The organism is Oscillibacter sp. PEA192 (genome assembly GCF_003574015.1).
Taxonomy (GTDB): Bacteria; Bacillota; Clostridia; order Oscillospirales; family Oscillospiraceae; genus Oscillibacter; species Oscillibacter welbionis.
On the sequence record NZ_AP018532.1, the window covers coordinates 1,015,768 to 1,040,617 of the forward strand.

Below are 24,850 nucleotides of genomic sequence, written 5' to 3' on the forward strand. Positions count from 1 at the left end.
GCGGCGGAAAACCAGATATAATGAAAAAAGCTCTTACATTATGTCGACTGGCGGGGAACCTTTCGGCCGCGCCCGGCGTGTATAAAATAGGGAACACGAGGTACAGACATGATTCGATTAAAAGACGTGGAGATGGAGTACGACAACGGCACCCGGGCCATCAAGGGCATTACCCTGACGATCGAGGACGGGGAATTCGTGTTTCTGGTGGGCCCTTCGGGGTCCGGCAAGTCCACCATCATCAAGCTGCTGACCGGCGAGGTGGAACCCTGCGCCGGACGCATTATGATCAACGGTTTTTCCGTCAGCAACATCTCAGAAAAGCAGATCCCCCTGATGCGCCGCACTCTGGGAGTGATTTTTCAGGATTTCCGGCTGATCGAGAAGAAGACTGTCTATGACAACCTGGCCTTTGTCATGCGGGCAGTGGGCGCCAGCCCCAAGGAGATCCGCAAGCGCATCCCCTATGTGCTGGAGCTGGTGGGCCTGGGGAAAAAGGCGGACAGCTATCCCACGGAGCTCTCCGGCGGCGAGCAGCAGCGGGTAGCCATTGCCCGGGCCCTGGTGAACAACCCCAACACCATCATCGCCGACGAGCCCACCGGAAACCTGGACCCGGAGCGGTCCCTGGAGCTGATGAGCCTGCTGGTGAAGATCAACGAGCTGGGCACCACCGTGGTGGTGGTGACCCACGAGAAGGACCTGGTGGACCGCTTCGGCAAGCGGGTGGTCACCATCGATTCCGGCCATGTCGTCAACGACAGCGTGGGCGGCTATGTGGGGGGGCATATCCATGGCTAAACGTCACGATTTCAGCTATTTTTTCCACGAGGGACTGAGCAATATGTTCAGCCACGGCTTCATGTCCTTTGCCGCCATCGGCATCACGGTGGCCTGCCTGCTGATTATGGGTACCTTTACCCTGGTGGCGGTAAACGCCAATGAGCTGCTGACCACCCTGGAACAGGAGAATGAGATCCTGGCCTATGTGGATGACAGCTACACCGAGACCCAGGCCCGGGCCCTCAAGTCCCGGCTGGAGGCCATTCCCAATGTGGCCTCCGTCACCTTCATTTCCAGGGATGAGGCCATGGAGGACTTCAAGGCCCAGTACCCGGATGAGGAGCTGTTCCAGGACCTGGACCCGGAGATTCTGGAGGACCGCTACGCCATCAAGCTGGTGGATCTGGAGGCGCAGAGCGAGACCGTGGAGGCGGTGCAGGCCCTCACCGGCATCTCCGATGTCAGCCACTACGAGGAGATCGCCGGCGGTTTTGTCACTGTGCGGAACGTAGCCACGGTGGTATGCGTGGCACTGATCGCCATCTTGTTCGTAGTGTCGGTGTTCATCATCTCCAACACCATCAAGCTCACCACCTTTGACCGGCGGGAGGAGATCGCCATCATGCGGATGGTGGGCGCCACCAACGGCTTCATCCGCTGGCCCTTTGTGTATGAGGGCTTCATGCTGGGCCTGCTGGGCGCGGTGATCGCCTTCTTCCTCCAGTGGGCGCTGTATGCGGCAGTGGCCCGGGGTGTGGACAGCAACGACACGCTGCAGCTGATCCAGGTGATGCCCTTCTCGGAGCTCTGGGCGCCAGTGGCGGCGGTGTTCGCTCTGGCGGGCATTGTGATCGGCGTGGGAGGCAGCCTCTCCGCCATCCGGAAATTTTTGCAGGTGTGAGGTGACGGGCATGAAGAAAGCTGGCAGGCGATTCCACCGCATCTTCCGCGCCGTGTTCGCAGCGGCGCTGGCCTTGGCTATCACCGGCGCCAATCTGGCTCCGGCGGCGGCCGTCACCTGGGCGGACGTGAATGAATTGAAGGATGAGGCCAACGGCCTGGACGCGGAGAAAAAGGAGCTCCAGGCCAAGCTGGATGCCCTGGCGGACGACAAGAGCCAGGCTGTGGCCCGGAAAGAGCTGCTGGACCAGCAGATCGCCAATACGGAGGCACAGATCGCCAATACGCAGGCCCAGATCGACCGGTATGCCGCCCTCATCACCCAGACGGAGGCGGAGCTGGTAGAGGCTGAGGAAAAAGAGGCGGCCCAGTACGAGCTGTTCTGCAGCCGGGTCCGAGAGATGGAGAAGCAGGACGAGGTCAGCTACTGGGCGGTGCTGTTCCGGGCCAGCAGCTTTACCGACCTGTTGGGCCGGCTGGACGCCATCAACGAGATCATGAAGTACGACCAGGGCGTCATCGACGACCTCAAGGCCCTTCAGGCGGAGATCGAGGAGAAGAAGGCCACGCTGGAGAGCAGCAAGGCTGAGACCGAGGCCGCCAAGGCGGAGCTGGTCAGCAAGGAGAATGAGCTGAACACCCAGCGCAGCCAGGCCAACGCCGTCATCCAGCAGCTGTCCGCCAACGAGAACGAGACGGAGGCCGCACTGGCAGATCTGGAGGCGGAGCAGGACGCCCTGTGGGCGGAGGCCCAGCGCCTCAGCGACCAGCTGGTGGCCCAGCAGGCCGCCAACGGCCAGTCCACAGAGTCCAATCCAGGCGGCTACATCTGGCCGGTGAACAGCCGGTACATCACCTCCACCATGGGCGGACGGAACTCTCCCGGCGGTATCGGCTCCACCAACCACAAGGGTACGGACATCGGCCGGGTGGGTTACACCAGCTCCATCTACGCAGCCAAGTCCGGCACGGTCATCGTGTCCCAGTACAGCAGCTCCTACGGCAACTATGTGGTCATCTCCCACGGCAGCGGCAATACCACACTGTATGCCCACATGTCCAGCCGGAAGGTGTCTGTGGGCCAGTATGTGAACCAGGGAGACGTGATCGGCATCACCGGCTCCACCGGCAACTCCACCGGACCGCACCTGCACTTTGAGGTGACGGAGAACGGCGTCCGGGTGAATCCACTGAACGACGGCGCAGAGCCCAAGATGGGATATCTCACCGGCTATACCCTTTCAAAAAGTGCATAAACACCGCTCCCGCCCCGTAGGATGGGGCGGGAGTGATTTTATGATCGGTATGATGACTTGGACGCCCCCTGCGGGCGGCGTCCGGCAAAAGAGCGTGGTTCTGGAGACGCGGGCCCTGCTCCACCTGCGGGTGGCCTGGGCGTCGGTGGCCAGGGGCCCCCGGACACCGGAGGCCCTGGTGCGGCGGCGGGTGCTGACGGCCGCCAAGCGGCTGCGGAAGGCCGGTGTCACCCGTCTGGTGGTGCCGGAGGCGTTTGCCTATGGGGAACAGCTGGAGAAGGTCGGTGTGGCGCCGGTGTCCACGCTGCCTCTGCGGCGGGCGCTGGCGGCGGATCTGGCACGGGCGGTCATGGCAGGGCGGAACCTCTCCGGCGGCAGCGCACGGCTGGCGGTGGCGGGAGACCAGCTCTCCGGCGAGCTGGTGCGGACCGTGACGGAGCTGGCGCTGGGAAACCGTTACGTGCTGCTGGATGTGCCCTACGGCGGCGACACCCTGGCCAATCAGCTGCGGCGGGAGTACGGCGTTTCCCTGCTGCTGTCCCCCACCCGGCAGCAGATGGAAGAGGCGGATGTGCTGGTGCTGTTCGCGGCCCGGACGGACCTGCGACGGCGGGACCCGGCAGTGCTGCGGCTGTATGATGAGGCGGCGCCTCTGCCGCCGCTGCTGCTGCCGCCGGTGCTGGAGGGCCAGATGCCCCCGGGCCTCTGCCGCCCTCAGCTGCTGGCCGTACTGGTGGAGAGCGGCGTCCTGCGGCCGGGGCAGATCACCGTGGGCACGGCGGAGAGCTGACACCGCAGAGAATTTTGCAAAACCGCAGGCGGCATCGCTTGACATTCTCAAATCCACACACTATAATACTACTCTATGATAATATAGCATCATTATGTGCAGGGGCGGCCGCATCGGCCGCCCTGCCAAAGGATAGGAGAGATACGGTCCACATGGAAAGAGAGTACAAGATGAGCGCGGCCCGCGCCCAGGAACTGCAGGAAGAGCTGAACTATTTGAAGACCACCCGGTCTGACGAGGTGGCGGAGCAGATCAAGGTGGCCCGGGGCTTCGGCGATTTGAGCGAGAACAGCGAGTACGACGAGGCAAAGAACGAGCAGGGCAAGCTGTATTCCCGCATCGCAGAGCTGGAGGAGATCCTGCAGCACGTGGTGATCGTGGACGAGAGCAACGCCCCCACCAACGTGGTGACCATCGGCTGCAAGGTGACGGTGGCGGACAAGAACGGCAACACCATGCCCGCCTACCGCATCGTGGGCTCTCAGGAGTCCGACCCCATGAACGGCATCATTTCCGAGGAGTCTCCCTTCGGCAAGGCCCTGGTCGGAGCCAAGGAGGGGGACACCGTTACGGTGGAGGCCCCCAGCGGCGCCATCGTCTACACGGTGCAGAAGATCGAGCGGTAAAGGAGAGCGGACATGTCTGAACAGAAGACAACCCAGCAGCCGGAGCAGGAGCTGAGTGAGCAGCGCCGCGTCCGGCGGGAGAAGCTGGCGGCCCTTCAGGCCGCAGGCGAGGATCCCTTCCAGCAGACCCGGTTCGACTGGGACGCCACCTCTGCACAGATCAAGGAGCACTTTGACCAGATGGAGGGCAGGGCCGTGAAGGTGGCCGGCCGCCTGATGAGCAAGCGGGGCATGGGCAAGGTCAGCTTCTGTGACCTGCAGGACCGGGACGGCCGCATCCAGCTGTACGCCCGCCAGGACGAGATGGATGAGGCGGTCTATAAGAAGTTCAAGAAGTTCGACATCGGTGACATCGTGGGCGTCGAGGGTGAGGTGTTCCGCACCCAGCGGGGCGAGATGAGTGTCCGGGCCAAGAACATCACGCTGTTGAGCAAGGCGCTGCTGCCCCTGCCGGAGAAGTTCCACGGCCTGACAGATCTGGAGCTCCGGTACCGCCAGCGGTATGTGGATTTGATCGTGAACCCGGAGGTGAAGCGAAACTTCGTCATCCGGTCCAAGTTCATCAAGCACGTCCGGGACTTCCTGGATGAACGGGGCTATATGGAGGTAGAGACGCCGGTGCTGAACACCATTTCCGGCGGCGCCACTGCCCGGCCCTTCATCACCCACCACAACACTCTGGACATCGATATGTATATGCGTATCGCCACAGAGCTGCCCCTGAAGCGGCTGATTGTGGGCGGCCTGGACCGGGTGTATGAGATCGGCCGCATCTTCCGCAACGAGGGTATGGACCCCAAGCACAACCCGGAGTTTACCACTGTGGAGCTGTATCAGGCCTACACGGACTTCAACGGCATGATGGATCTGTTTGAGGACCTGCTGTCCTCTGCCGCCCAGAAGATCCTGGGCACCTATCAGGTGGAGTGGCAGGGCGAGCAGATCGACCTGACCCCCGGCTGGCCCCGGCTGACCATGCATGAGGCCGTGAAACAGTACACCGGCATCGACTTCATGGCTATCTCATCTGATGAGGAGGCGGTGGCCGCTGCCAAGGCCATCGGCGTGGAGCTGCCGGAGACGGCGGACCCCACCTGGGGCAATGCCCTGTATGAGACCTTCGATCAGAAGGTGGAGGAGAAGCTGGTACAGCCCACCTTCATCACTATGCACCCAGTGGATGTGAGCCCTCTGGCCAAGCGTTCCCCGCAGGATCCCCGGCTGACGGAGCGGTTCGAGCTGTTCATCTGCCGCAGCGAGATGGGCAACGCCTTCTCCGAGCTGAATGACCCTATCGACCAGAAGCAGCGGTTCCAGAAGCAGGTGGAGCTGCGGGCCAAGGGCGACAGCGAGGCTGGCATGATGGACGAGGACTATATCAACGCCCTGGAGTACGGCCTGCCCCCCACCGGCGGCCTTGGAATCGGCATCGACCGCTGCGTCATGCTGCTGACCAACTCCGACACCATTCGGGAAGTCATTCTCTTCCCCACGATGAAGCCGCTGGAATGAGCGCATCCGGCCGGAGAGCCTGTGCTGGCAAACGTCCGGCTAAGGCCAGATTTGCGGAGAGCTGCAAATGGAGAAGTTGACCCGGCGGGGCCTTTGCCCCGGCGGAAAGAGGGGGAGTACGCCGCTGGCCGGCGTACTCCTCCGTCTGCTGTCAAGGCAAAAACCGCCGGCAGAAAAACGGAATCCTCTCCGAATATGCGCACCGGCTCTGGATTTAGAGCGGAATGTGTACGGCACCGGGGCGGTCGAACAGCGGACTTGAGAAGCAGAGGCACCTGCGCCGCAGGGGGAGGAGAGAGATTCCGGAGGCGATAAATGGGAGAGCACGAAGGCGGCACCCTTCCGGAGAAGGCCGGATCCGGAGCTCCCACCTGGGCTCCGGGCTGTTGAATCTGTAACGGCCGGGCTGCAGTGGCCGGTGTTTTTTTATTTATAAGGTATGAAATTCCAGGGTGCTGTGAAAAAAATCGTTGACTTGAATCACAGAAGAGCTTATGCTATACTTGCTTTTGTATAAATCCCCACAGCGGTTTCCATGAAATTCCATGGACTGCGGCGGCCAAGGGCTGCCGAATGGGACCTTTCGCGCTCTATGTCCCACCGGGCATAGAGCGCATCCCCGTCTCCGGACAGCACCTGGAACGGATGGACGCACGGGGAGCAGAATGACCGGAAAAGGAGGCGCGCCCTATGGAGATCATCACCAGCCGGACCAATCCGCTGTGCACCCATCTCCGCAAGCTGGCGTCCTCCGTTTCTTATCGCCGGGACTGCGGGGAGTTCCTTTGCGACAGCCCCAAGTTGCTGGAGGAGGCTTTGCTGTGGAGAGCGGGCCTGCGGACAGTGGTCTGCACGGACCCCGCCGCCCTGCCTGCCCTGCCCGATACTGTCCGCCGCGTCCAGGTACCCGGGGATTTGATGAAATCCATCTCTCCCGCACAGACGCCCCAGGGCGTCCTCTCCGTGTGCGGCCTGCCGGGCCGGACGCTTCCGGAACAGTTGACCGGCCGCCGGTACGTGGTCCTGGACGGGGTTCAGGATCCGGGGAATGTGGGGACGATCCTCCGGACGGCGGACGCCTTTCACGCCGACGGATTGTTTTTGGTGAACGCCTGCGCGGACCTGTACAATCCCAAGACCGTTCGGGCCTCCATGGGTGCGGTGTTCCGCTGCCCGGTGTGGACCTGCGGGCTGGAAGAGCTGCGGGCGCTGCTGACGAAGAGCGGCCTGCCCTTGTATGGCGCGGCCCTTCGGAGCGATACGGTGGACGTGCGGCGGGCGGACTTCTCTCACTGCGCCGTGGCCGTTGGCAGCGAGGGGAAGGGCCTCTCGGCGGACGCGCTGGCGGCTTGTGACCTGACGGTGAGGATCCCGATGAGCGGTCACTGCGAGTCCCTGAACGCTGCTGCTGCGGCGGCCGTGCTGCTGTGGGAGGCGGCGAGAGACGACTGAGGAGGGAAGTCCATGTCCGCGCTGAAATACTGGCTGTGGCTGACGGAGCTGCCGGGGCTGACGAACCAGACCCGGCTGGCGCTGCTGCAGCATTTCCCCACGCCGGAGGACGTGTACTACGCGGAGGCGGAGGAGGTGCTGCTGACCGAGGACATCACCCGGGAGCAGGCGATCCTGCTGGAGAACAAGGACTGCGCCGCTGCGGACCGGATTTTGGCGGACTGCCAGCGGCTGAATGTGAACATCCTCACCCTCCAGGACGCGGGGTATCCCAACCGGCTGCGGAATATTTACGACCCGCCCTGTCTGCTGTATGTCCGGGGCCGCCTGCCGGCTTTTGACGATGAGGCGGCGGTGGCTGTGGTGGGCACCAGGGACTGCACGCCCTACGGCGTCTCCTGTGCGGAGAAGCTGGGCCATGGCTTGGCCGCCGGCGGAGCCGTGGTGGTCAGCGGCTTGGCCCGAGGCATCGACTCCGCGGCGCTGCGGGGCGCCCTGCGGGCCGGCGGCACGGTGGCGGCGGTGCTGGGCAACGGCACGGATGTGATTTACCCACCGGAAAATCAATACCTATATGAGGATGTTGCGGCGGCTGGCGCGCTGGTCAGCGAGTACCCACCGGGCACGCCGCCGGATGGACGGCATTTCCCGGTGCGCAACCGCATCCTATCCGGCCTCTCTCTGGCAGCCCTGGTGGTGGAGGCGCCGGAGCGCAGCGGTGCGCTCATCACGGCGGGCACCGCCCTGGAGCAGGGGCGGGACGTGTTCGCTGTCCCCGGACCCATTGATGCTCCGGCCAGCGTGGGCTGCAACCGCCTGATCCGCGACGGCGCCGGGCTGGCGTCCGACGCCTGGGACATCCTGCGGGAATACGAGGCCCGGTTCCCGGACAAGCTGCGCCGGGAGGGGACGCAGGACGCGCCCCCTGTGCTAGGCTATCAGGCCCGGCAGAAGACGGAGCCCAAGCCGGTGGCTCCGTCGGTGAGCCTGTCCCACAATAATCTGAGTCTGACCGACGACCAGATCTGCCTGCTCCGGACGCTGACGGAGGAGCCCATGCTGGCAGACGACCTGATCGAGCTGACGGGCATCCCCACTCGGCGGGTGCTGTCGGCCCTGACCGTGCTGGAGATCGAGCATCTGGTGACACAGCACAGCGGGAAGCGGTACGCCCGCGCGGTGAATTTGACGGAATAAACACGCGCCCGATCCTGGGCGCTTGGAGGTAACTATGGCAAAACACAGCCTGGTCATCGTGGAGTCTCCCGCGAAGGCCAAAACCATCGGAAAATACCTGGGCAAGGAGTTTGAGGTGAAGGCCTGCATGGGCCATCTGCGGGACCTGCCCAAGAGTACCCTGGGCGTGGACCTGGAGCACGACTTCGAGCCGGTCTACAAGCCCATCAAGGGCAAGGAGGACATCATCGCCGACCTGAAGAAGTCCGCCAAGAGTGCGGAGATGGTCTACCTTGCCACCGACCCGGACCGGGAGGGAGAGGCCATCTCCTGGCACCTGAAGCAGCTGCTGAACCTGCCGGACGAGAAGACCCGGCGGGTCACCTTTAATGAGATTACCAAGAACGTGGTGCAGGAGAGCATCCGGGAGCCCCGGGACATCGACCAGAAGCTGGTGGACGCCCAGCAGGCCCGCCGCATCCTGGACCGGATCGTGGGCTATGAGCTGAGCCCCCTGCTGTGGAAGAAGATCCGCCGGGGCCTCTCCGCCGGGCGGGTCCAGTCCGTGGCCACCCGCATGGTGGACGACCGGGACCGGGAGATCGAGGAGTTCAAACCTGAGGAGTACTGGACCCTGGATGCCAACCTGTTCGGCGACGACGCGAAAAAGCTCCCCTTCGCCGCCCGCTACCACGGGAAGGACGGCAAGAAGGCGGAGCTGAAGTCGGCGGAGGACGTGGATGCTGTGGTCCATGAGACGGAGCACGCCCCCTTCACCGTCAAGACCGTGAAGCGCACAGACAAGCAGCGCAGCCCCTCTCCGCCCTTCACCACCTCCACCATGCAGCAGGAGGCGTCCCGCAAGCTCTCCATGACGCCCCGGCGGACCATGGCCATCGCCCAGCAGCTGTACGAGGGCGTGGATATCGAGGGCGAGGGCACCGTGGGCCTCATCACCTATATGCGTACCGACTCCCTGCGGATCAGTGAGGAGGCCCTGGCCTCCGCCAAGACCTTCATTACGGGCCGCTACGGCGAACATTACGCCCAGACCCACCGCTACAAGGCCAAGGCGGGCGCCCAGGACGCCCACGAGGCCATCCGCCCCAGCAACGTCAACTGGACGCCGGAGCAGCTGAAAAAGGACCTGACCGGCGAGCAGTACCGCCTCTACCGCTTGGTGTGGAGCCGCTTTCTGGCCAGCCAGATGGCCAACGCCGTGTACGACAGCGTGGCCGTGGAGGTCGAGGCGGCGGGACACAGCTTCCGGGCCAGCTCCTCCAGCCTGAAATTCTCCGGCTACACCGCCGTGTATGAGGAGGGCAAGGACGAGGAGAAAGAGGAGAAGGAATCCCCCCTGCCCGCCCTGCGGGAGGGCGAACCTCTGACCCTGAAGGACTTTGACCGGGAGCAGCACTTCACCCAGCCCCCGGCCCACTATACAGACGCCACGCTGATCCGGGCCATGGAGGAGCAGGGCATCGGCCGCCCCTCCACTTACGCTCCCACTGTGTCCACCATCCTGGACCGGGAGTACGTGGTGAAGGAGGGCAAGTACCTCCGCATCACCAACCTGGGCCGTGTGGTGACCGCCCTGATGAAAGAGCGGTTCTCCGACATCGCGGATCTGAAATTCACCGCCAATATGGAACAGCGGCTGGACTCCGTGGAGGAGGGAAAGACCGCCTGGAAGGACGTGCTGCGGGAGTTCTACGGGGACTTTGAGCAGGACCTGGAGAACGCCGAAAAGGCTCTGGACGGCACCCGCATCAAGGTGCCCGACGAGGTCAGCGAGGAGATCTGCCCGGAGTGCGGGCGGAATCTGGTGGTAAAGTCCGGCCGGTTCGGCCGCTTCCTGGCCTGTCCCGGCTACCCCGAGTGCACGTTCACCATGCCGCTGGTGGTGGAGATGCCGGGCCGCTGCCCCAAGTGCGGCGGGCGGCTGATGAAGCGCACCGGCAACAGCAAGAAGACCGGCAAGCAGTATACCTACTACTGCTGTGAGCATGTGAACAGCAAGGACGAGACGGCGAAGTGCGACTTCATGACCTGGGACGTGCCGGTGAAGGACGACTGCCCGGTCTGCGGCCACACCATGTTCAAGAAGGCGGGCCGGGGATTCAAGAAGCCCTTCTGCATCAATCCGGAATGCAGCAACTTCCTGCCGGAGGAGAAGCGGGGCTATCCCAGGAAGAAGGCCGCGGACAGCGCCGAGGGCGCGGAGCCTGCCGCTGCGGCGGAGGAGACAGCGGAGAAGAAGCCCGCCAGGCGGACAACCGCAGCGAAGAAGGCGGACACCGCCAAGACCGCCGCGAAAAAGAGCGCCGCCAAGAAACCGGCAGCCGCCAAGAAACCGGCAGCCGCCAAGAAACCGGCAGCCGCCAAGACTGCCGCAAAGAAGCCTGCGGCCAAGAAGGAGACGGCCTCCAAAGCGGCGGCCAAGACCACATCCACCAGAAAGACCGCGGCCAAAAAGACGGTCGCGTCAAAGGCGAAGAAGCCCGCCGGGAAGGAGTGACAGCTCCCGGGCCAGGCGGAAGCCGGAGCGGAAGAGGAAGCGCTCCTCCTGCTCCGTGCAGCGCCAGGCGGCGGCCTGATAGGACTCCAGCAGTTCGATCTGCTCCGGGGTCAGGGAGGCCAGCAGAGCATTCTCCAGGCGGCTCTCCCGCTGGTAGAGCGGCCAGCAGGTGCCGGGGAGGTTTTCGTCCAGGTGCTCCAGGAGGTTCTCGAAGAGAATGTCCAGAGGGTCAGTCATGATGAATCATCTCCAAAATCGTAGTTTAATTTCGTATTTACAATATACACGAAATTAAGCTGCAAGTCAAGGGGTGGGGCATGGAAAATTTTGCACAACGGGTCAGACAACTGCGCAAGGAGTCTGGCAAGACACAGACACAGATGGCTGCTGTTTTTGAAATCAGTGCTCGCCAATACCAAAATTATGAGGGCGGCGGGCATTATCCGGATGTGCCGGGATTGATGAAAATGGCGGACTACTTCGGCGTTACTACCGACTATCTGCTAGGACGCAGCGACCAGAGGAGCTAAGGTGATACGGGCCGCCGTCCGGCGGCCACGGGGACTTCTGCTCCCGCAGGGGGCTGGTCCAGCGGGATGCACCCCCCATTTTCTTTTCCCTCTTGTGGAAAAGAAAACGGGCCGTGCACGGTCCAAAAGAAAAGACCGCTTAGACGCGCTCCGGCGCGTTCGCGCCTCCGCGCGACGGGGGTCGGCGGATCGGTGCAAGCGCCGATTTTGGCCTGCCTTCGGGCACGCTTTTCCCTTCTGCAAGTTTGTAACTGCCGTCCCGTGGCGGATGGTGCGGAGATCGTCGGGGTGGTCATCGCATTGAGGTGCTTCTCTTTTCGCTGCCGCTGGCTTGGCGGTTGACGGGAGCTGGTGCAAGCTCCCACGACCGCCGGGGCAGCGCGTAGCGAAGCGGAACGCGCGGAAAGAGAATCTCGTCAAATGCGTCCTTGCACCCCGATTTTTGTCGGAACCGCGCCGCGGGAGTCAGTGTTCAAGTCTGCACCGTACTCCGCCGCGCCCGTCGGGAAGCCCTCGCAACCCCGCAGGCACCATCTCACGCCGACCCCCGTACAGCAACTTTGCACGCACGTGCAAAGTTGCGGCCAAAGCGCCTTTTTCTCTTACACCGGGCGCGGCGCATTCTCTTTTTGAGCAAGACCAAAAAGAGAATGGGGGGCGCATCCCCCGTGGAAACGGCCCCTTGGCGGGAGCCAGATTCCCCGTCCCATGGGACGCACCATCAACCAACGATAGATAAAGGATCCAAACTATGAATGTAACAGTTATCGGCGCCGGCCTGGCCGGCTCGGAGGCTGCCTGGCAGCTGGCCCAGCGGGGTATCGACGTCACCCTCCGGGAGATGAAGCCGGAAAAAAAGACCCCCGCCCATGAGACGGAATACTTCGCGGAGCTGTGCTGCTCCAACTCCCTGCGGAGCGACCAGCTGGAAAACGCTGTGGGCCTTTTGAAAGAGGAGCTGCGGCGGCTGGGCTCCCTGATCCTCCAGTGCGCCGACGCCACCCGGGTGGAGGCCGGCGGCGCATTGGCGGTGGACCGCCACGGCTTCGCCCGCATGGTGACGGAGCAGATCCGCAGCCACCCCAATATCACCGTGGTGCCCGGCGAGGTGACCGAGATCCCGGAGGGGGAGGTGGTCATCGCCTCCGGCCCCCTGACCTCCGACGCCCTGGCGGAGCGGCTCCAGTCCCTGTTGGGGGCGGACACCGCCCTCCACTTCTACGACGCGGCGGCCCCCCTGGTCACCGCTGAGAGCGTGGACATGGACAAGGCCTGGTTCGGCTCCCGGTATGACCGGGGAACGGCGGACTATGTCAACTGCCCCATGACCGAGGAGGAGTACGACGCGTTCTGGAAGGAGCTGACCACGGCCCAGGAGGCCCCGGTCCACGGCTTTGAGGACAAGATGGTATTTGAGGGCTGTATGCCCGTGGAGGTCATGGCCCGCCGGGGCCACGATACCCTCTGCTACGGCCCCCTGAAGCCCCGGGGGCTGAAGGATCCCCGCACGGGAAAGGAGCCCTACTCCGTGGTGCAGCTGCGGCGGGACAACGCCGACGGCACGGTGTACAACCTGGTGGGCTTCCAGACCCACCTGAAATTCCCGGAGCAGCGGCGGGTGTTTTCCATGATCCCCGCCCTTCACGACGCGGAGTTTTTGCGCTACGGCGTCATGCACCGGAATACCTTTTTGAACTCTCCCCGGCTGCTGGACCGGTACTACCGGCTGAAAGCGGAGCCCCGGCTCTCCTTTGCCGGCCAGATGACCGGCGTGGAGGGATATGTGGAGTCCGCCGCCTCCGGCTTTCTGGTGGGGGTGGAGACCGCCCGGCGCCTGACCGGCAGGCCGCCCGTCGATTTCCCCCGGGAGACCGCCATCGGCGCTCTGGGGCTGTATGTGTCCAATCCCTCCGTCACGATGTTCCAGCCCATGAATATCAACTTCGGCATCATGCCGCCCCTGGACCATCGGGTGAAGGGGAAGCGGAATAAGAACGCGGAGCTGTCGGCCCGTTCACTGGCCATCATCGACCAAATCAAGCAGGAGGTGCGGGAAGCATGAAGATCATCGTAGACGCAATGGGCGGAGACAACGCGCCGCTGGAAATCGTCCGGGGTGCGCTGGACGCCAACCGGAACCATGGGGTGGAGATCATTCTGGTGGGCCGGACGGCGGAGGTGCTGAAGGCCGTGGAGGCCTGCGGCCAGAAGAGTCTGCCCGCAGGGGTGGAGATCAAGGACGCCAAAGAGGTGGTGGAGATCGCGGATGACCCCGCCATGGCCTTCAAGCAGAAGCCAGACTCCTCCCTGACCGTGGGATTGAACCTGCTGAAGGACGGCGCGGGAGACGCCTTTGTCTCCGCCGGGTCCACCGGGGCGCTGCTCTCCGGGGCCACGCTGGTGGTCAAGCGCATTCGGGGCATCCGCCGGGCCGCCATGGGGCCCCAGATTCCCACCGCCGGGGGACGGGCGGTCCTCTGCGACTGCGGCGCCAACGCCGAGTGCACGCCGGAGTACCTGCTCCAGTTTGCGTACCTGGGCAGCTACTACGCCCAGCGGGTCATGGGCATCGAAAAGCCCCGGGTGGGCCTTCTGAACATCGGTGCGGAGGAGGAGAAGGGCGACACCCTGCGCCATGAGACCTACGCCCTGCTGAAAGAGGCTGGGGAGGCCGGCCGCATCCACTTCATCGGCAATGTGGAGGCCAACGAGGCCATGATGGGCACCGCCGATGTGATCGTTACCGACGGCTTCACCGGCAATGTGATGCTGAAAACCATGGAGGGCGTAGGCAAGTTCCTGCTCAAGTCCCTGAAGGAGATGTTCCTCTCCAGCACCAAGACCAAGCTGGCCGCCGGTCTGGTGAAAGGGGATCTGGGGCAGATGAAAAAGCTGCTGGATCCCAGCGAGGTGGGCGGCACACCCTTCCTGGGGATCCAAAAGCCGGTGATCAAGGCCCATGGCGGTTCCAACGCCAGGGCCATCGAAAATGCGGTGCTGCGGGCCAAGGAGTATGCGGAAAGCGGTTTCATCGCGGACATTCAGGCCAACATCGAACACATGCGGGTCCAGCCCGGCATGGAAAAAAATTGATTTCCTATTGACACCGCCGTAGAGATTGCCGTATGATTACCCCAGCAAGGCACAGAACCATTTTTCCTTGAGGGGTGAACGACATGTCGAATGAGGAAATTTTTCAGACCATGAAGGATTTGGTGTCCGAGCAGTTTGGTATGGAGCTGGACGAGGTGACGCTGGAGACCTCCTTTGAAGACGACCTGGGCGCCGACTCTGTGGACCTGGTGGAGTTGGTGATGGCCATGGAGGAGGAGTTCGAGCTGGGACAGACGGCGGAGGACGAGGTCAAGGCCATCAAGACCGTGGGCGACGCGGTGAATTACGTGGCAGGCAAGCTGAACGGATAACTTGCAGGAACGCCCCGCGCAGAGCGGGGCTTCCTTTTGGGAGTGGACGATATGCGGGATCTGGAGAAAAAACTGAATTACACCTTCCGCAACCAGGCTCTTCTCGAGGAGGCGCTGAACCACAGCTCCTACGCCAACGAGCACCGGGCCGGTGGGCTGCGCAGCAATGAGCGGCTGGAGTTCCTGGGGGACTCCGTGCTGGGCTTTGTGACAGCGGAGTTTCTCTTCTGCCAGCACCCGGACCTTCCGGAGGGGGACCTGACCCGCATCCGGGCGGCCCTGGTGTGTGAGCAGAGCCTGTATGAAGTGGCGCAGAAGCTGGGCCTGGGCCAGTATCTGAAGCTGGGCCGGGGCGAGGAGGCTGGCGGTGGCCGGGAGCGGATCTCCATCCTGGCAGACGCCACGGAGGCGGTGTTTGCCGCTGTGTACCTGGACGGGGGGATCGAGGCGGCCTCCGCCCTGATCCACCGCTGCCTGCTGGACGCAGAGAAGGAAGAGGTAGTGGAGGAGCGCCGCCGGGACTACAAGACGGCTCTGCAGGAACTGGTCCAGCGCCAGGCGGATCAGGTGCTCACCTACCACATGACCGGCGAGGCGGGGCCGGACCACGACAAGACCTTCCAGGCGGAGGTGCAGCTCAACGGACTGCCCATCGGCGCCGGTTCCGGCCACAGCAAGAAAGAGGCCGAACAGGCGGCGGCCAAGGCCGCGCTGGAGACGCTGGAGGAGACGTGAACCGCCTTCGGCCGCTGCATACAAATGAGCAGACCGGTCCTGAACGGCCGGTCTGTTTTTTGCTTTTCTCCGGGCTATGCGGAAATATGACTGGAATTTTCAGCCTGGCCGTGATATACTCAAGCATGTATGTGCGATTTTAAATGACTGGGGGATTGAATCCATTGTCTTTGCTGTCATCCATCCTGCTGGGCCTGATCCAGGGCCTGGCGGAGTTCCTGCCCATCTCCAGTTCCGGCCATCTGGCCATTGCGGAGCACTTCCTGGGCCAGGCGGGCGTTCCGGCGACGCCGGACTTTTTTGACGTGCTGCTGCACCTGGGAACCCTGGTGGCAGTGTTCGCGGCCTACTGGCAGGACATCCGGGACATGATCGTGGAGCTGATCGACGGCGTCCGCGATCTGGTTCGCGGCACCACACCCAACCCCATCCCGCCGGCACGGCGGATGATCCTGCTGATTATCGTGGGCACGCTGCCCCTGTTTGTGGTGCTGCCGGTGAAGGATCTGGTGGAGGGCCTGTCCGGCAATATCTATTTCGTGGCGGGGGCTCTGATCGTGACGGGCTTTCTGCTGTTCGCCAGCGACCGGGTAAAAAAAGGCCGCAAGACGGAGCGGAGCGCCAAGCTGCTGGATGTGCTGCTGGTGGGCATTGCCCAGGCCATCGCCACCTGCCCCGGCATCTCCCGCTCCGGCACCACTATCACCGCCGGCTGCTTTGTGGGCTTTGACCGGAAGTTTGCGGTGCGCTTTTCCTTCCTGCTGTCCATCCCTGCCGTCCTGGGGGCCAACATCCTGACCTTGAAGGACGCCATTCAGGAGAATTCCATCATCGTATCGGACATTCCCGTGTATCTGGTGGGAGTGGCGGTGGCCGCCGTGGTGGGCTATATCTGTATCCGCCTGCTGAAGATGATCGCCGATAAAGGCAAGTTCGGCTGGTTCGCGTATTACTGCTGGGCAGTGGGCCTGATCGTGCTGGCGCTGACACTTGTGCTGAAGTAACTTGCCTTTGGTGCGCAGAGCACGTCCGCGGCGGAAGCGGCATCAGGCGTCCGGCGGAGCCAGACCCTGGAACGGGCAGGTTCGGCCAGGCCGCTCAGGAAAGGGCCTCTGGAAAACCGAAGATTTTGCGGCGCATCTCCGTTGCGCTGCATTGACGGTAAACAAAGGAGATTGGAACCTCGAAGGAGAGAAGCATGGCATCCTCAACGCAGAAGAAGACGACAACGAAAAAGAGCGGCAGCCGCTCCGGCTCACGCACGGCCAAGGGTAAGCAGCCTCAGAAGCGTCCCATCCGCCGGGAGGTGGGGGGCGTGATACTGCTGGTGCTGGCGCTGTGTGTGCTGGTGAGCTACTGCGGCGTGCAGGCGATCCTCATCGACCTGCTGGCCAAGCTCCTGAAGGGACTGTTCGGCTACGGCTACTGGCTGGCCGGCCCTGCCATGCTGCTGGCAGGAGGGATCCTGCTGCTGCACCGGGGCCGCCCGGTCACCCTGCGGACCACCTGCGCCCTGCTGCTGCCGCTGCTGGCAGGAGCGCTGTTCCACACCATTTTCGCAGGGGGAGACTATGCGCTGAACGGCTGGGGCGTTTTGAAGAATCTCTGGACGGCGGGCCTTGCCCTGAAGGCGGGCGGCGCCGTTTCCGGCCTGCTGGCGGAGGCGGCGGTGCTGGCGGTCTCCAAGGTGGTGTCTCTCTTCCTCTTCGGCTTGCTGCTGGCGGTTCTGCTGCTGGCGGCCCTGCATGTGACGCCCTCCGCCGTTCTGGAGATGGTACGGAACCGGCCGGAGTACGAGGAGGAGCCGGAGCCTACGCCCGCCGTCCACATCGCTCCTGCGGAGCCGCCCCGGCGGCGGGGAGAGCGCCAGAGCAGGCCCGCCATCGACATTCCCCTGGACGGCGAGGAGCCGTCCGCACAGCCGGAGGAAGAGTCCGGCCGGTTTACCGGCTTCTTCCGGCATAAGTCCGACAAGATGAAGACGCCGGACCAGGTGCTCTCCGACAAGGAGGCGGAGCAGGCGGCGCTGGAACCTGCGCCGTCTCCGGCCCGCGCCAAGGCCGCTCCCACCCCGGCGCCTGTGGCGGAAGAGGTATCCGTTCCGGAGCCCGCCCCCGCAGCGCCTGCCGCCCCGCCTGCCCCGGCGGCGGGGAAGAGGGCCGTGGCCCAGGAGGTAGCCGCCGCTACGGCAGCGGTGACCGCGGAGATTGAGCAGAAGCTGACGGAGGATGCGGACACCTATCAGTTCCCCCCCATTACCCTGCTGCAGGAGAGCCGGGAGGAAAACTATGCCGAGACCGGCGCAGAGCTGCGGAACAACTCCCGCCGCCTGGCGGAGACCCTCACCAGCTTCGGTGTGGACGCCACTGCCGGAGACGTGGTCCACGGCCCCTCCGTCACCCGATATGAGTTCGTGCTGGACCAGGGCGTGAAGCTCAGCAAGATCACCAACCTGTCGGATGATATCGCCCTGGCCCTGGGGGCCTCCGGCGTGCGGATCGCCCCCATTCCGGACAAGATCTCCGTGGTGGGCATCGAGGTGCCCAACAAGCAGGTGACGCCGGTGCTGATCCGGGACGTGATCGAGTCCCGGGAGTTCACAGAGCACAAGTCCAAAGTGGCTTTCGCCCTGGGAAGGGATATCGGCGGCCGGAACATCGTGGGGGATATCGAGCGTCTGCCCCACGTGCTGATCGCCGGCACCACCGGATCCGGCAAGTCCGTGTGCACCAACTCCCTGATTGTGTCGCTGCTGTACAAGTCCACCCCGGATGAGGTCCGCTTTATCATGGTGGATCCCAAGATGGTGGAGCTGGCCCCCTACAACGGCATTCCCCACCTGCTGATCCCGGTGGTGACGGATCCCAAAAAGGCCGCTGGTGCCCTCCAGTGGGCGGTGTTCGAGATGATGAAGCGGTACAAGACCTTCTCTGAGCATGGCGTGAAGAAGCTGGAGGAGTTCAACCGCCTGGCCCGGGCCAGTGAGGACCTGGAGACGCTGCCCAGCGTGGTGGTGGTCATTGATGAGTTGGCCGACCTGATGTTGGTGGCTGCTAAGGAGGTGGAGGAGTCCATCTGCCGGGTGGCCCAGATGGGCCGCGCCGCCGGCGTCCATCTGGTGATCGCCACCCAGCGGCCCTCCGCAGATGTGATCACCGGCCTCATGAAGGCCAACATTCCCAGCCGCATCGCCTTTGCTGTGGCATCCTCTCTGGAGTCCAGAATCATCCTGGACAACACCGGCGCGGAGAAGCTGGTGGGCAAGGGCGATATGCTCTACGCTCCCCTGGGCCAGGGCAAGCCCACCCGCGTCCAGGGCTGCTTCATCTCCCCGGAGGAGATCGAACGGGTGGTGGAGTTCGTGAAGCAGTCCGGTGAGGCGCATTACTCCGATGAGGTCATGGCCAAGATCGAGGAGTCCATGCAGGAGAAGGAGAAAGGCGGCAAGGGCGCCGCGGCCGCGGCGCCGGAGGCCGGAGAGGACGAGGGGGACGAGCTGCTCCCCGCCGCCGTGGAGGTGGTGCTGGAGACCGGGCAGGCCTCTGTCTCCATGCTCCAGCGCCGGCTGAAGCTGGGCTACTCCCGGGCCGCCCGCCTGGTGGACCAGATGGAGGAACGGGGCATCGTGGGGCCCTTCGAGGGCTCCAAGCCCAGGCAGCTGCTGATCACCCGTGCCCAGTGGCAGGAGATGCAGATGGGCGGCGCGCCCGCCCCGGAGGCGGACGAGCCTCCCTTCCCGACGGAAGAGGAGACCTGACGGATGCAGGCCTTCAGCGGAGATTTCTGAAAACCTCTGCTTGACAAATCCCCGCAAAGACGTATAATGGGACTATCATAAACGCGATGACAGAGCCAGCCCTGCGAAACCGGCTTAGAAGCGAGGGGGAGACGGTGCAAGCCCCCAGCCCACGCCGCACGGCAGCCACTCTGGAGCAGTCCGCGAGGAGCGGAACGGCCCATCCCCGTTACCGGATGACATGAGATGCCTCCCATTTGGAGGCAGATCAGGGTGGTACCGCGGAATGGAATGTTCGCCCCTGACAGAGATGTCAGGGGCGTTTTTTATTGCCGGCCGCCGTAAATGAGATTACAAAATCCGACCAAGGAGGTCTTTTTTATGAAATTTTCCAGCAAGATTCAGCGGTGTGAGCTCTCTCCCATGCGGAAGTTTCTGCCCTATGAGCTGGCGGCAGAGGCCAAGGGCCGCAAGATCTATCATCTGAATATCGGCCAGCCGGACATTGAGACGCCCAAGGCCTTCTTTGACGCGGTGAAGAATTTCCAGGACCCGGTACTGGCCTACGCGGCGGCCCCCGGCGTGTCCGAGTTTCTGACGGCGGTGCAGGGCTACTACGCCAACCTGGGCATCCACCTGGAGCAATCGGACATCTACGCCACCGCCGGCGGCAGCGAGGCGCTGCAGATGGCCCTGACCTGCATTCTGGACGAGGGAGACGAGATCCTGATCCCGGAGCCCTTCTATCCCAATTACAACACCTTTGTCAGTGTCACCGGCGGCGTGATCCGGCCTATCCCCACAACTCCGGAGGAGGGCTACCGCTACGCCGACCGGGCGCGAATCGAGCCCCTGATCAACGAGCACACACGGGCCATCCTGGTGACCAACCCCGGCAACCCCACCGGCGTGGTCCTCTCCCCGGAGGAGATGCGCCTGATAGCGGACATCGCCAAAGAGCACGGCCTGTTCCTTATCAGCGACGAGGTGTACCGGGAGTTCGTCTACGGCGGCGAGCCTCTGGCCTCCATGGCCCAGTTTGACGATGCGGCCGAGAACGTGGTGGTGGTGGACTCCATCTCCAAGCGGTTCTCCGCCTGCGGCGCCCGGGTGGGCATCCTGGTGTCCCGGAACCGGGAACTGATGGCCCAGGCCCTGAAGATCTGCCAGGGACGCCTGTGCGCGGCCACGCTGGACCAGCTGGGCGCTGCCGCCCTGTACGGCGTAGGCTCCGACTACTTCTCCGCCGTGCGGGAGGAGTACCACAGGCGGCGGGATACCTGCATGGAGGGCCTATCTCAGATCCCCGGCGTGGTGTGCGAGTGCCCCAAGGGCGCTTTCTACCTCATGGCCAAGCTGCCGGTGGATGACACCGACAAGTTCCAGACCTGGCTGCTGGAGGAGTTCCAGGACAACGGGGAGACCGTCATGTTCGCACCCGGCGAGGGCTTCTACGGCACCCCCGGCAAGGGCCGGGACGAGGTCCGGCTGGCTTATATCCTGAAGCAGGCGGATCTGCGGCGGGCCATGGAGGTCCTGGCCCACGGCATTGAGGCATACAACAGCCGGAAGCTGTGAGAAACGAGCAGAGGAGAGCGGCAAAAGCCGCTCTCCTCATGTTTTTATGATTCCGGTGTCCAGAGGCACTGTTCCAGATCCACCGTGCCGTCCAGGCGAAAGGCCACACCCTCCGCCTCCAGCAGGGCCCGCTGGGTGCCGGGGGCAAAGGTGTCGAAGGCCGCCTTGGTGCCGCCGAAGCGGTCCACCACCCGGTGGCAGGGCACGGTTGGGTCCTGACAGGACGCCATGGCATATCCCACCAGCCGGGCGCTCCGTGGCATCCCGGCCAGCCGCGCCACCTGGCCGTAGGTGGACACACTTCCGGCGGGGATCCGCCGGACCACGTCATAGAATGCGCCGAAGACTGTGCCGCTCACTTCTCCCGCACCTCATACAGATCCGTCCGCCGGGCGGAGAGGATGGGCAGCTGGGCCCGTACCGCCTCCAGCCGTTCCACGTCCAGGTCCGCGTACAGGGTTGTCTCCTCCGCCCCGGCCCGGCAGAGCACGGCGCCCCAGGGATCCACGGCGATGGAGTTGCCGTAGGCCACGTAGGAGCCCTGTTCGTCCCGGGCGGGGGAGACCCCCACGGTGAAGCACTGGTTGTCCACTGCCCGCTGGCGGAAGAGAAGTTCCCAGTGGGCGGGGCCGGTAGTCATGTTGAAGGCCGCCGGCACGAAGATCACCTTTGCCCCCCGCAGGCACATGCACCGGGCCAGCTCCTCGAACCGCAGGTCGAAGCAGACGCACAGCCCCATGGTGCCGAAGGCCGTCTCGAAGGTGGTGATGGCATTTCCCGGGGAGAGGGTGTCCGACTCCCGGAACCGCTGTCCCCCCTGGACGTCGATATCAAACAGGTGGGCCTTCCGGTGCTTGGCCAGCTGGCGGCCGTCGGGGCCGTAGACGTAGCTGGTGTTGTAGATCCGGCCCTCCGACAGCTCCGGCACAGTCCCGCCCACGAGGTAGAGCCCCAGCTCCGCTGCCAGGTGGGACAGGGCCGTCTGGGCCTCGCCGCCCTCCGGTTCGCCGTAGGCGCCGAAGCAGCTGTTGTCGTAGGGGCAGCAGAACATCTCCGGCAGCACGGCGAAGTCCGCTCCATTCTTGGCCGCCTCCCGGATTTTGCCGCAGGCGGTCTGGATATTTTTCACTTTGTCTGGAAGCACCGGCATCTGGATCAGCGCAATGCGCATAGGCGCACCTCCTCAATCATTCCGTCATTTCCCGCAGCACCAGATCTGTGGCGCCCCCGTCGGGGGAGCGGAGCAGGCGCTTCACCTGCGGGTGGTGCCCGTATTCCACCTGGAGAAAGTCCCGCAGGGCCGTGCCCTGATGACAGCCATGGATCAGGCGGAGCCGGTACGTCCCGGCCCCGGCCCGGCGGAGCAGGGCATCCACCGTGACCTTGGCCTGATAGGTGTTCCTGCCGTGGAGGTCCACGGTGACGATTCCGCACTCCATGGGCGGCTGCCTCCTCTCTCCCGCCGGAGGGCGGGGAATGCTCTTCTCCCATTGTAACATGGGCGGAACTGTGTTACAATGCAAAAAACAGAGGAGGCATGGAAGATGGCAGTTTACACGGAGAAAAAGACATACCACACCAAGGCCCACATGGGCATGATCGACGTGACGGAGGACTTTCAGCACGCAGTGGAGGAGGCATGCCGGCAGCACGGCATCTCTGCCGGGACGGTCACCGGCTTCACCACCGGCGGCGTGGCGGGCCTGACGACCCTGGAGTTCGAGCCGGGCATTGTGAACCACGACCTGAAGGCGGCGCTGGATGTGTTCTCCCCCTATCTGGATGAGAAGGGGCGGGTGGTGCCTTACTGGCATCATGAGACCTGGCATGACGACAATGGATCCTCCCACATCAAGGCGGCGCTGCTGTCCCCCTTCATCACGGTGCCTTTTGTGAACGGCAAAATCACCGTAGGGCCCTGGCAGAACCTGACCCTCATCGAGTGCGACACCCGGGACCGGGTGCGGGACATTGTGTTCCAAGTGATGGGAGAGTGAGTGCAGCGTGGGTGCCGAGCGTCCGGCATTCAAGCGTTCCGGCGGAGCAGGGACCTTGGCGCGGGCGGGCTCTGCCTGCCCGCACCAGTGAGATGCAGGGCCCCCGGCCGCGCCAAGCGGCTGGGGGATGCGACACCCGGGACCGGATGCGGGACATTGTGTTCCAAGTAATGGGAGAGCAAGCAGCTCGGCGCTTACAAAAAAGATCACAGCATGACCAAAGAAACACGCCCCGGAATGGGGGCGTTTTTTTTGCATACTGCTGTCGAAAAGCGCAGAAAATAGATTGCAATTTGTGCAGAGTTGTGGTATCCTTCTTCTACTGCCCTTTAAAGGGATGCCACAGGAAAGCTTTAAATAGAGAAAGGGGAGAGCCATGGAAAAGCGGTACGGCCTGCCCACGGCCATCTGCATGGTAGTGGGAATCGTCATTGGCTCCGGTGTGTTTTTCAAGGCGGAAAAGGTGCTCCAGGCCACCAAGGGCAACATGCCTCTGGGGATCCTGGCGTGGGGAATCGTGGGCGCCATCATGATTATTTGCTCCTATGTGTTCGCCACCATGGCCACCCGGTATGAAAAGGTCAGCGGCCTGGTGGACTACGCCGAGGCCACCGTGGGGCGGCGGTACGCCTACTACGTGGGCTGGTTCATGGCAGTGCTGTACACGCCCTGCCTGGTGTCCGCCCTGGCCTGGATCTCCGCCCGGTACTTCTGTGTACTGCTGGGCTGGGACATCACCGGCGGCGCCTGCATGACCATCGCCGGGGCGATGCTGTGCCTGGACCACGTGCTCAACGCCCTGGCACCCAGGCTGGCAGGCAGGTTCCAGGTGTCCACCACTGTTATCAAGATGATCCCCCTGGCGCTGATGGCCGCCTGCGGCGCGGCGGTGGGCATGATGAACGGCCGCATGGCGGAGAACTTCGCCACCATGAGTACCGGCGCCATCTCCACCGGCGAGGGGCTGATGGCCTCTACCGTGGCGGTAGCTTTCGCCTATGAGGGGTGGATCTTGGCTACCTCCATCAACGCGGAGCTGCGGGATGCCAAGCGGACCCTGCCCCGAGCCCTGGTGGTGGGCTCTTTTATCGTGGTGCTCACCTATATTCTCTACTACATCGGTCTCACCGGCGCAGTGACGACGGAGGAGCTGATGGCCAGCGGCGAGGCAGCGGCCAAGATGGCCTTCCAGCGGGTGTTCGGGGAGACGGCGGGCACAGTGGTGTTCGTGCTGATCGTCATCTCCTGCCTGGGGACCCTGAACGGCTTAACGCTCTCCTGCTGTCGGGGGATGTACGCTCTGGCGGTCCGGAACGAAGGACCGATGCCGGAGCTGTTCCGCCAGGTGGACCCGGTGACCAATATGGCGGGCAACTCCGCCCTGGTTAGCCTGGGCCTCTCCGCACTGTGGTTGGTGTACTTCTATGGCGCCAATGTGGGCGGACCCTGGTTCGGCGCCTTCAGCTTCGACTCCTCGGAGCTGCCGATCATCACCCTGTACGGCATGTATGTGCCCATGTTCATTCAATTCATGCGGAAGAGCACGGACCTGAACCCTTTCCGGCGGTTCGTCATGCCGGCTCTGGCCCTGTGCGCCTGTGCTTTTATGGTGTATGCCGCCTTTGCCGGGTATGGAGTGACCGTGCTGTACTATCTGGTGGTGTACGCCGCGGTCATGGGCATCGGCTGGCTGTTTGACCGGCGGAAAAAATGAAAATAGTGGAAGATTAGGGATTGACAATGTGGGGAAAATGGAGTATAGTGCCTTCAGTACCAAAAGGGAGTAGCTGGCACATTTGATTGTGTACCCAACGGCGTCAGTACGGGCTTCGGCCC

23 protein-coding genes are annotated in these 24,850 nt (G+C 63.6%); 19 read left to right on the forward strand and 4 right to left on the reverse strand.

Translation table 11 applies throughout. The annotated features are described in order from the left end of the window. Positions 1 to 108: 108 nt before the first annotated feature. The 9 genes from ftsE (at position 109) to topA (ending at position 11,013) form a co-directional block, all read left to right on the forward strand. On the forward strand, positions 109 to 801 hold the full coding sequence (ftsE, locus tag DN611_RS04875) for a cell division ATP-binding protein FtsE (RefSeq protein ID WP_021750733.1): 693 nt from the start codon (positions 109 to 111) through the stop codon (positions 799 to 801). Further along, the gene (ftsX, locus tag DN611_RS04880; protein WP_021750732.1) at positions 794 to 1,684 is read left to right on the forward strand and encodes a permease-like cell division protein FtsX; all 891 of its coding nucleotides are present in this window, start codon (positions 794 to 796) and stop codon (positions 1,682 to 1,684) included. Before ftsE ends, ftsX begins: the two co-directional genes overlap by 8 nt. Before the next feature lie 10 nt (positions 1,685 to 1,694). Continuing rightward, positions 1,695 to 2,939: a murein hydrolase activator EnvC family protein gene (locus DN611_RS04885; protein ID WP_119310779.1), complete on the forward strand. Its 1,245-nt coding sequence runs from the start codon at positions 1,695 to 1,697 to the stop codon at positions 2,937 to 2,939. A 40-nt stretch (positions 2,940 to 2,979) separates the two neighbouring features. Next, positions 2,980 to 3,729 (forward strand): hypothetical protein, encoded by a 750-nt coding sequence (locus DN611_RS04890; protein ID WP_119310780.1) that lies wholly within the window; start codon positions 2,980 to 2,982, stop codon positions 3,727 to 3,729. Between the two features lie 152 nt (positions 3,730 to 3,881). After that, positions 3,882 to 4,355: a transcription elongation factor GreA gene (gene greA, locus DN611_RS04895; RefSeq protein ID WP_021750729.1), complete on the forward strand. Its 474-nt coding sequence runs from the start codon at positions 3,882 to 3,884 to the stop codon at positions 4,353 to 4,355. Between the two features lie 12 nt (positions 4,356 to 4,367). Next, a complete protein-coding gene (gene lysS / locus DN611_RS04900) occupies positions 4,368 to 5,867 on the forward strand; it encodes a lysine--tRNA ligase (protein ID WP_025545356.1) in 1,500 nt (499 codons plus the stop codon). A gap of 690 nt (positions 5,868 to 6,557) precedes the next feature. Beyond that, positions 6,558 to 7,319 (forward strand): TrmH family RNA methyltransferase, encoded by a 762-nt coding sequence (locus tag DN611_RS04905; RefSeq protein WP_025545358.1) that lies wholly within the window; start codon positions 6,558 to 6,560, stop codon positions 7,317 to 7,319. A 12-nt stretch (positions 7,320 to 7,331) separates the two neighbouring features. After that, the gene (dprA, locus tag DN611_RS04910; RefSeq protein ID WP_119310781.1) at positions 7,332 to 8,516 is read left to right on the forward strand and encodes a DNA-processing protein DprA; all 1,185 of its coding nucleotides are present in this window, start codon (positions 7,332 to 7,334) and stop codon (positions 8,514 to 8,516) included. Between the two features lie 34 nt (positions 8,517 to 8,550). Continuing rightward, positions 8,551 to 11,013: a type I DNA topoisomerase gene (gene topA / locus DN611_RS04915; protein WP_119310782.1), complete on the forward strand. Its 2,463-nt coding sequence runs from the start codon at positions 8,551 to 8,553 to the stop codon at positions 11,011 to 11,013. Here topA and DN611_RS04920 read toward each other — a convergent pair. After that, positions 10,981 to 11,250, reverse strand: a complete 270-nt coding sequence (locus DN611_RS04920) for a hypothetical protein (protein ID WP_021750752.1) — start codon at positions 11,248 to 11,250, stop codon at positions 10,981 to 10,983. The two genes, topA and DN611_RS04920, sit on opposite strands and share 33 nt — an antisense overlap. A gap of 80 nt (positions 11,251 to 11,330) precedes the next feature. Here DN611_RS04920 and DN611_RS04925 point away from each other — a divergent pair, with 80 nt between their 5' ends. The 8 genes from DN611_RS04925 (at position 11,331) to DN611_RS04960 (ending at position 21,017) form a co-directional block, all read left to right on the forward strand. Beyond that, positions 11,331 to 11,543 carry a helix-turn-helix domain-containing protein gene (locus DN611_RS04925; protein ID WP_021750751.1) on the forward strand — a complete coding sequence of 71 codons (213 nt, stop codon included), beginning with the start codon at positions 11,331 to 11,333 and terminating at the stop codon, positions 11,541 to 11,543. A gap of 751 nt (positions 11,544 to 12,294) precedes the next feature. Further along, positions 12,295 to 13,605, forward strand: coding sequence for a methylenetetrahydrofolate--tRNA-(uracil(54)-C(5))-methyltransferase (FADH(2)-oxidizing) TrmFO (gene trmFO / locus DN611_RS04930; RefSeq protein ID WP_119310783.1), 1,311 nt, complete (start codon positions 12,295 to 12,297; stop codon positions 13,603 to 13,605). Next, complete coding sequence (gene plsX, locus DN611_RS04935; RefSeq protein WP_021750892.1) at positions 13,602 to 14,636, forward strand: phosphate acyltransferase PlsX; 1,035 nt, start codon at positions 13,602 to 13,604, stop codon at positions 14,634 to 14,636. The genes trmFO and plsX overlap by 4 nt, the downstream gene beginning before the upstream one ends. Positions 14,637 to 14,719: 83 nt before the next feature. Next, entirely contained in the window at positions 14,720 to 14,968 is a 249-nt protein-coding gene (acpP, locus tag DN611_RS04940) for an acyl carrier protein (RefSeq protein ID WP_021750891.1), read from the forward strand. A gap of 51 nt (positions 14,969 to 15,019) precedes the next feature. Then, entirely contained in the window at positions 15,020 to 15,703 is a 684-nt protein-coding gene (gene rnc / locus DN611_RS04945; RefSeq protein WP_021750890.1) for a ribonuclease III, read from the forward strand. Between the two features lie 164 nt (positions 15,704 to 15,867). Continuing rightward, the gene (locus DN611_RS04950; protein ID WP_036631136.1) at positions 15,868 to 16,707 is read left to right on the forward strand and encodes an undecaprenyl-diphosphate phosphatase; all 840 of its coding nucleotides are present in this window, start codon (positions 15,868 to 15,870) and stop codon (positions 16,705 to 16,707) included. Positions 16,708 to 16,901: 194 nt separating this feature from the next. After that, positions 16,902 to 19,460 (forward strand): DNA translocase FtsK, encoded by a 2,559-nt coding sequence (locus DN611_RS04955; RefSeq protein ID WP_119310784.1) that lies wholly within the window; start codon positions 16,902 to 16,904, stop codon positions 19,458 to 19,460. 360 nt (positions 19,461 to 19,820) lie between these two features. Then, positions 19,821 to 21,017, forward strand: coding sequence for a pyridoxal phosphate-dependent aminotransferase (locus DN611_RS04960; protein ID WP_119310785.1), 1,197 nt, complete (start codon positions 19,821 to 19,823; stop codon positions 21,015 to 21,017). Positions 21,018 to 21,061: 44 nt separating this feature from the next. Here the strand turns inward: DN611_RS04960 and DN611_RS04965 are convergent, their stop codons facing one another. The 3 genes from DN611_RS04965 to DN611_RS04975 are packed head-to-tail and all read right to left on the reverse strand — an operon-like array spanning position 21,062 to position 22,456. Further along, positions 21,062 to 21,376, reverse strand: a complete 315-nt coding sequence (locus DN611_RS04965; RefSeq protein WP_021747376.1) for an MGMT family protein — start codon at positions 21,374 to 21,376, stop codon at positions 21,062 to 21,064. Further along, complete coding sequence (locus DN611_RS04970; protein ID WP_119310786.1) at positions 21,373 to 22,188, reverse strand: carbon-nitrogen hydrolase family protein; 816 nt, start codon at positions 22,186 to 22,188, stop codon at positions 21,373 to 21,375. The genes DN611_RS04965 and DN611_RS04970 overlap by 4 nt, the downstream gene beginning before the upstream one ends. A gap of 16 nt (positions 22,189 to 22,204) precedes the next feature. Further along, on the reverse strand, positions 22,205 to 22,456 hold the full coding sequence (locus tag DN611_RS04975; protein ID WP_025545444.1) for a hypothetical protein: 252 nt from the start codon (positions 22,454 to 22,456) through the stop codon (positions 22,205 to 22,207). Positions 22,457 to 22,561: 105 nt separating this feature from the next. On the opposite strand from DN611_RS04975, the gene DN611_RS04980 reads away from it, so the two are divergent. Together DN611_RS04980 and DN611_RS04985 are read left to right on the forward strand one after the other, a co-directional pair. Beyond that, a complete protein-coding gene (locus tag DN611_RS04980; protein WP_025545446.1) occupies positions 22,562 to 23,014 on the forward strand; it encodes a YjbQ family protein in 453 nt (150 codons plus the stop codon). A gap of 376 nt (positions 23,015 to 23,390) precedes the next feature. Continuing rightward, positions 23,391 to 24,728, forward strand: a complete 1,338-nt coding sequence (locus DN611_RS04985; RefSeq protein ID WP_119310787.1) for an APC family permease — start codon at positions 23,391 to 23,393, stop codon at positions 24,726 to 24,728. Positions 24,729 to 24,850 lie beyond the last annotated feature (122 nt).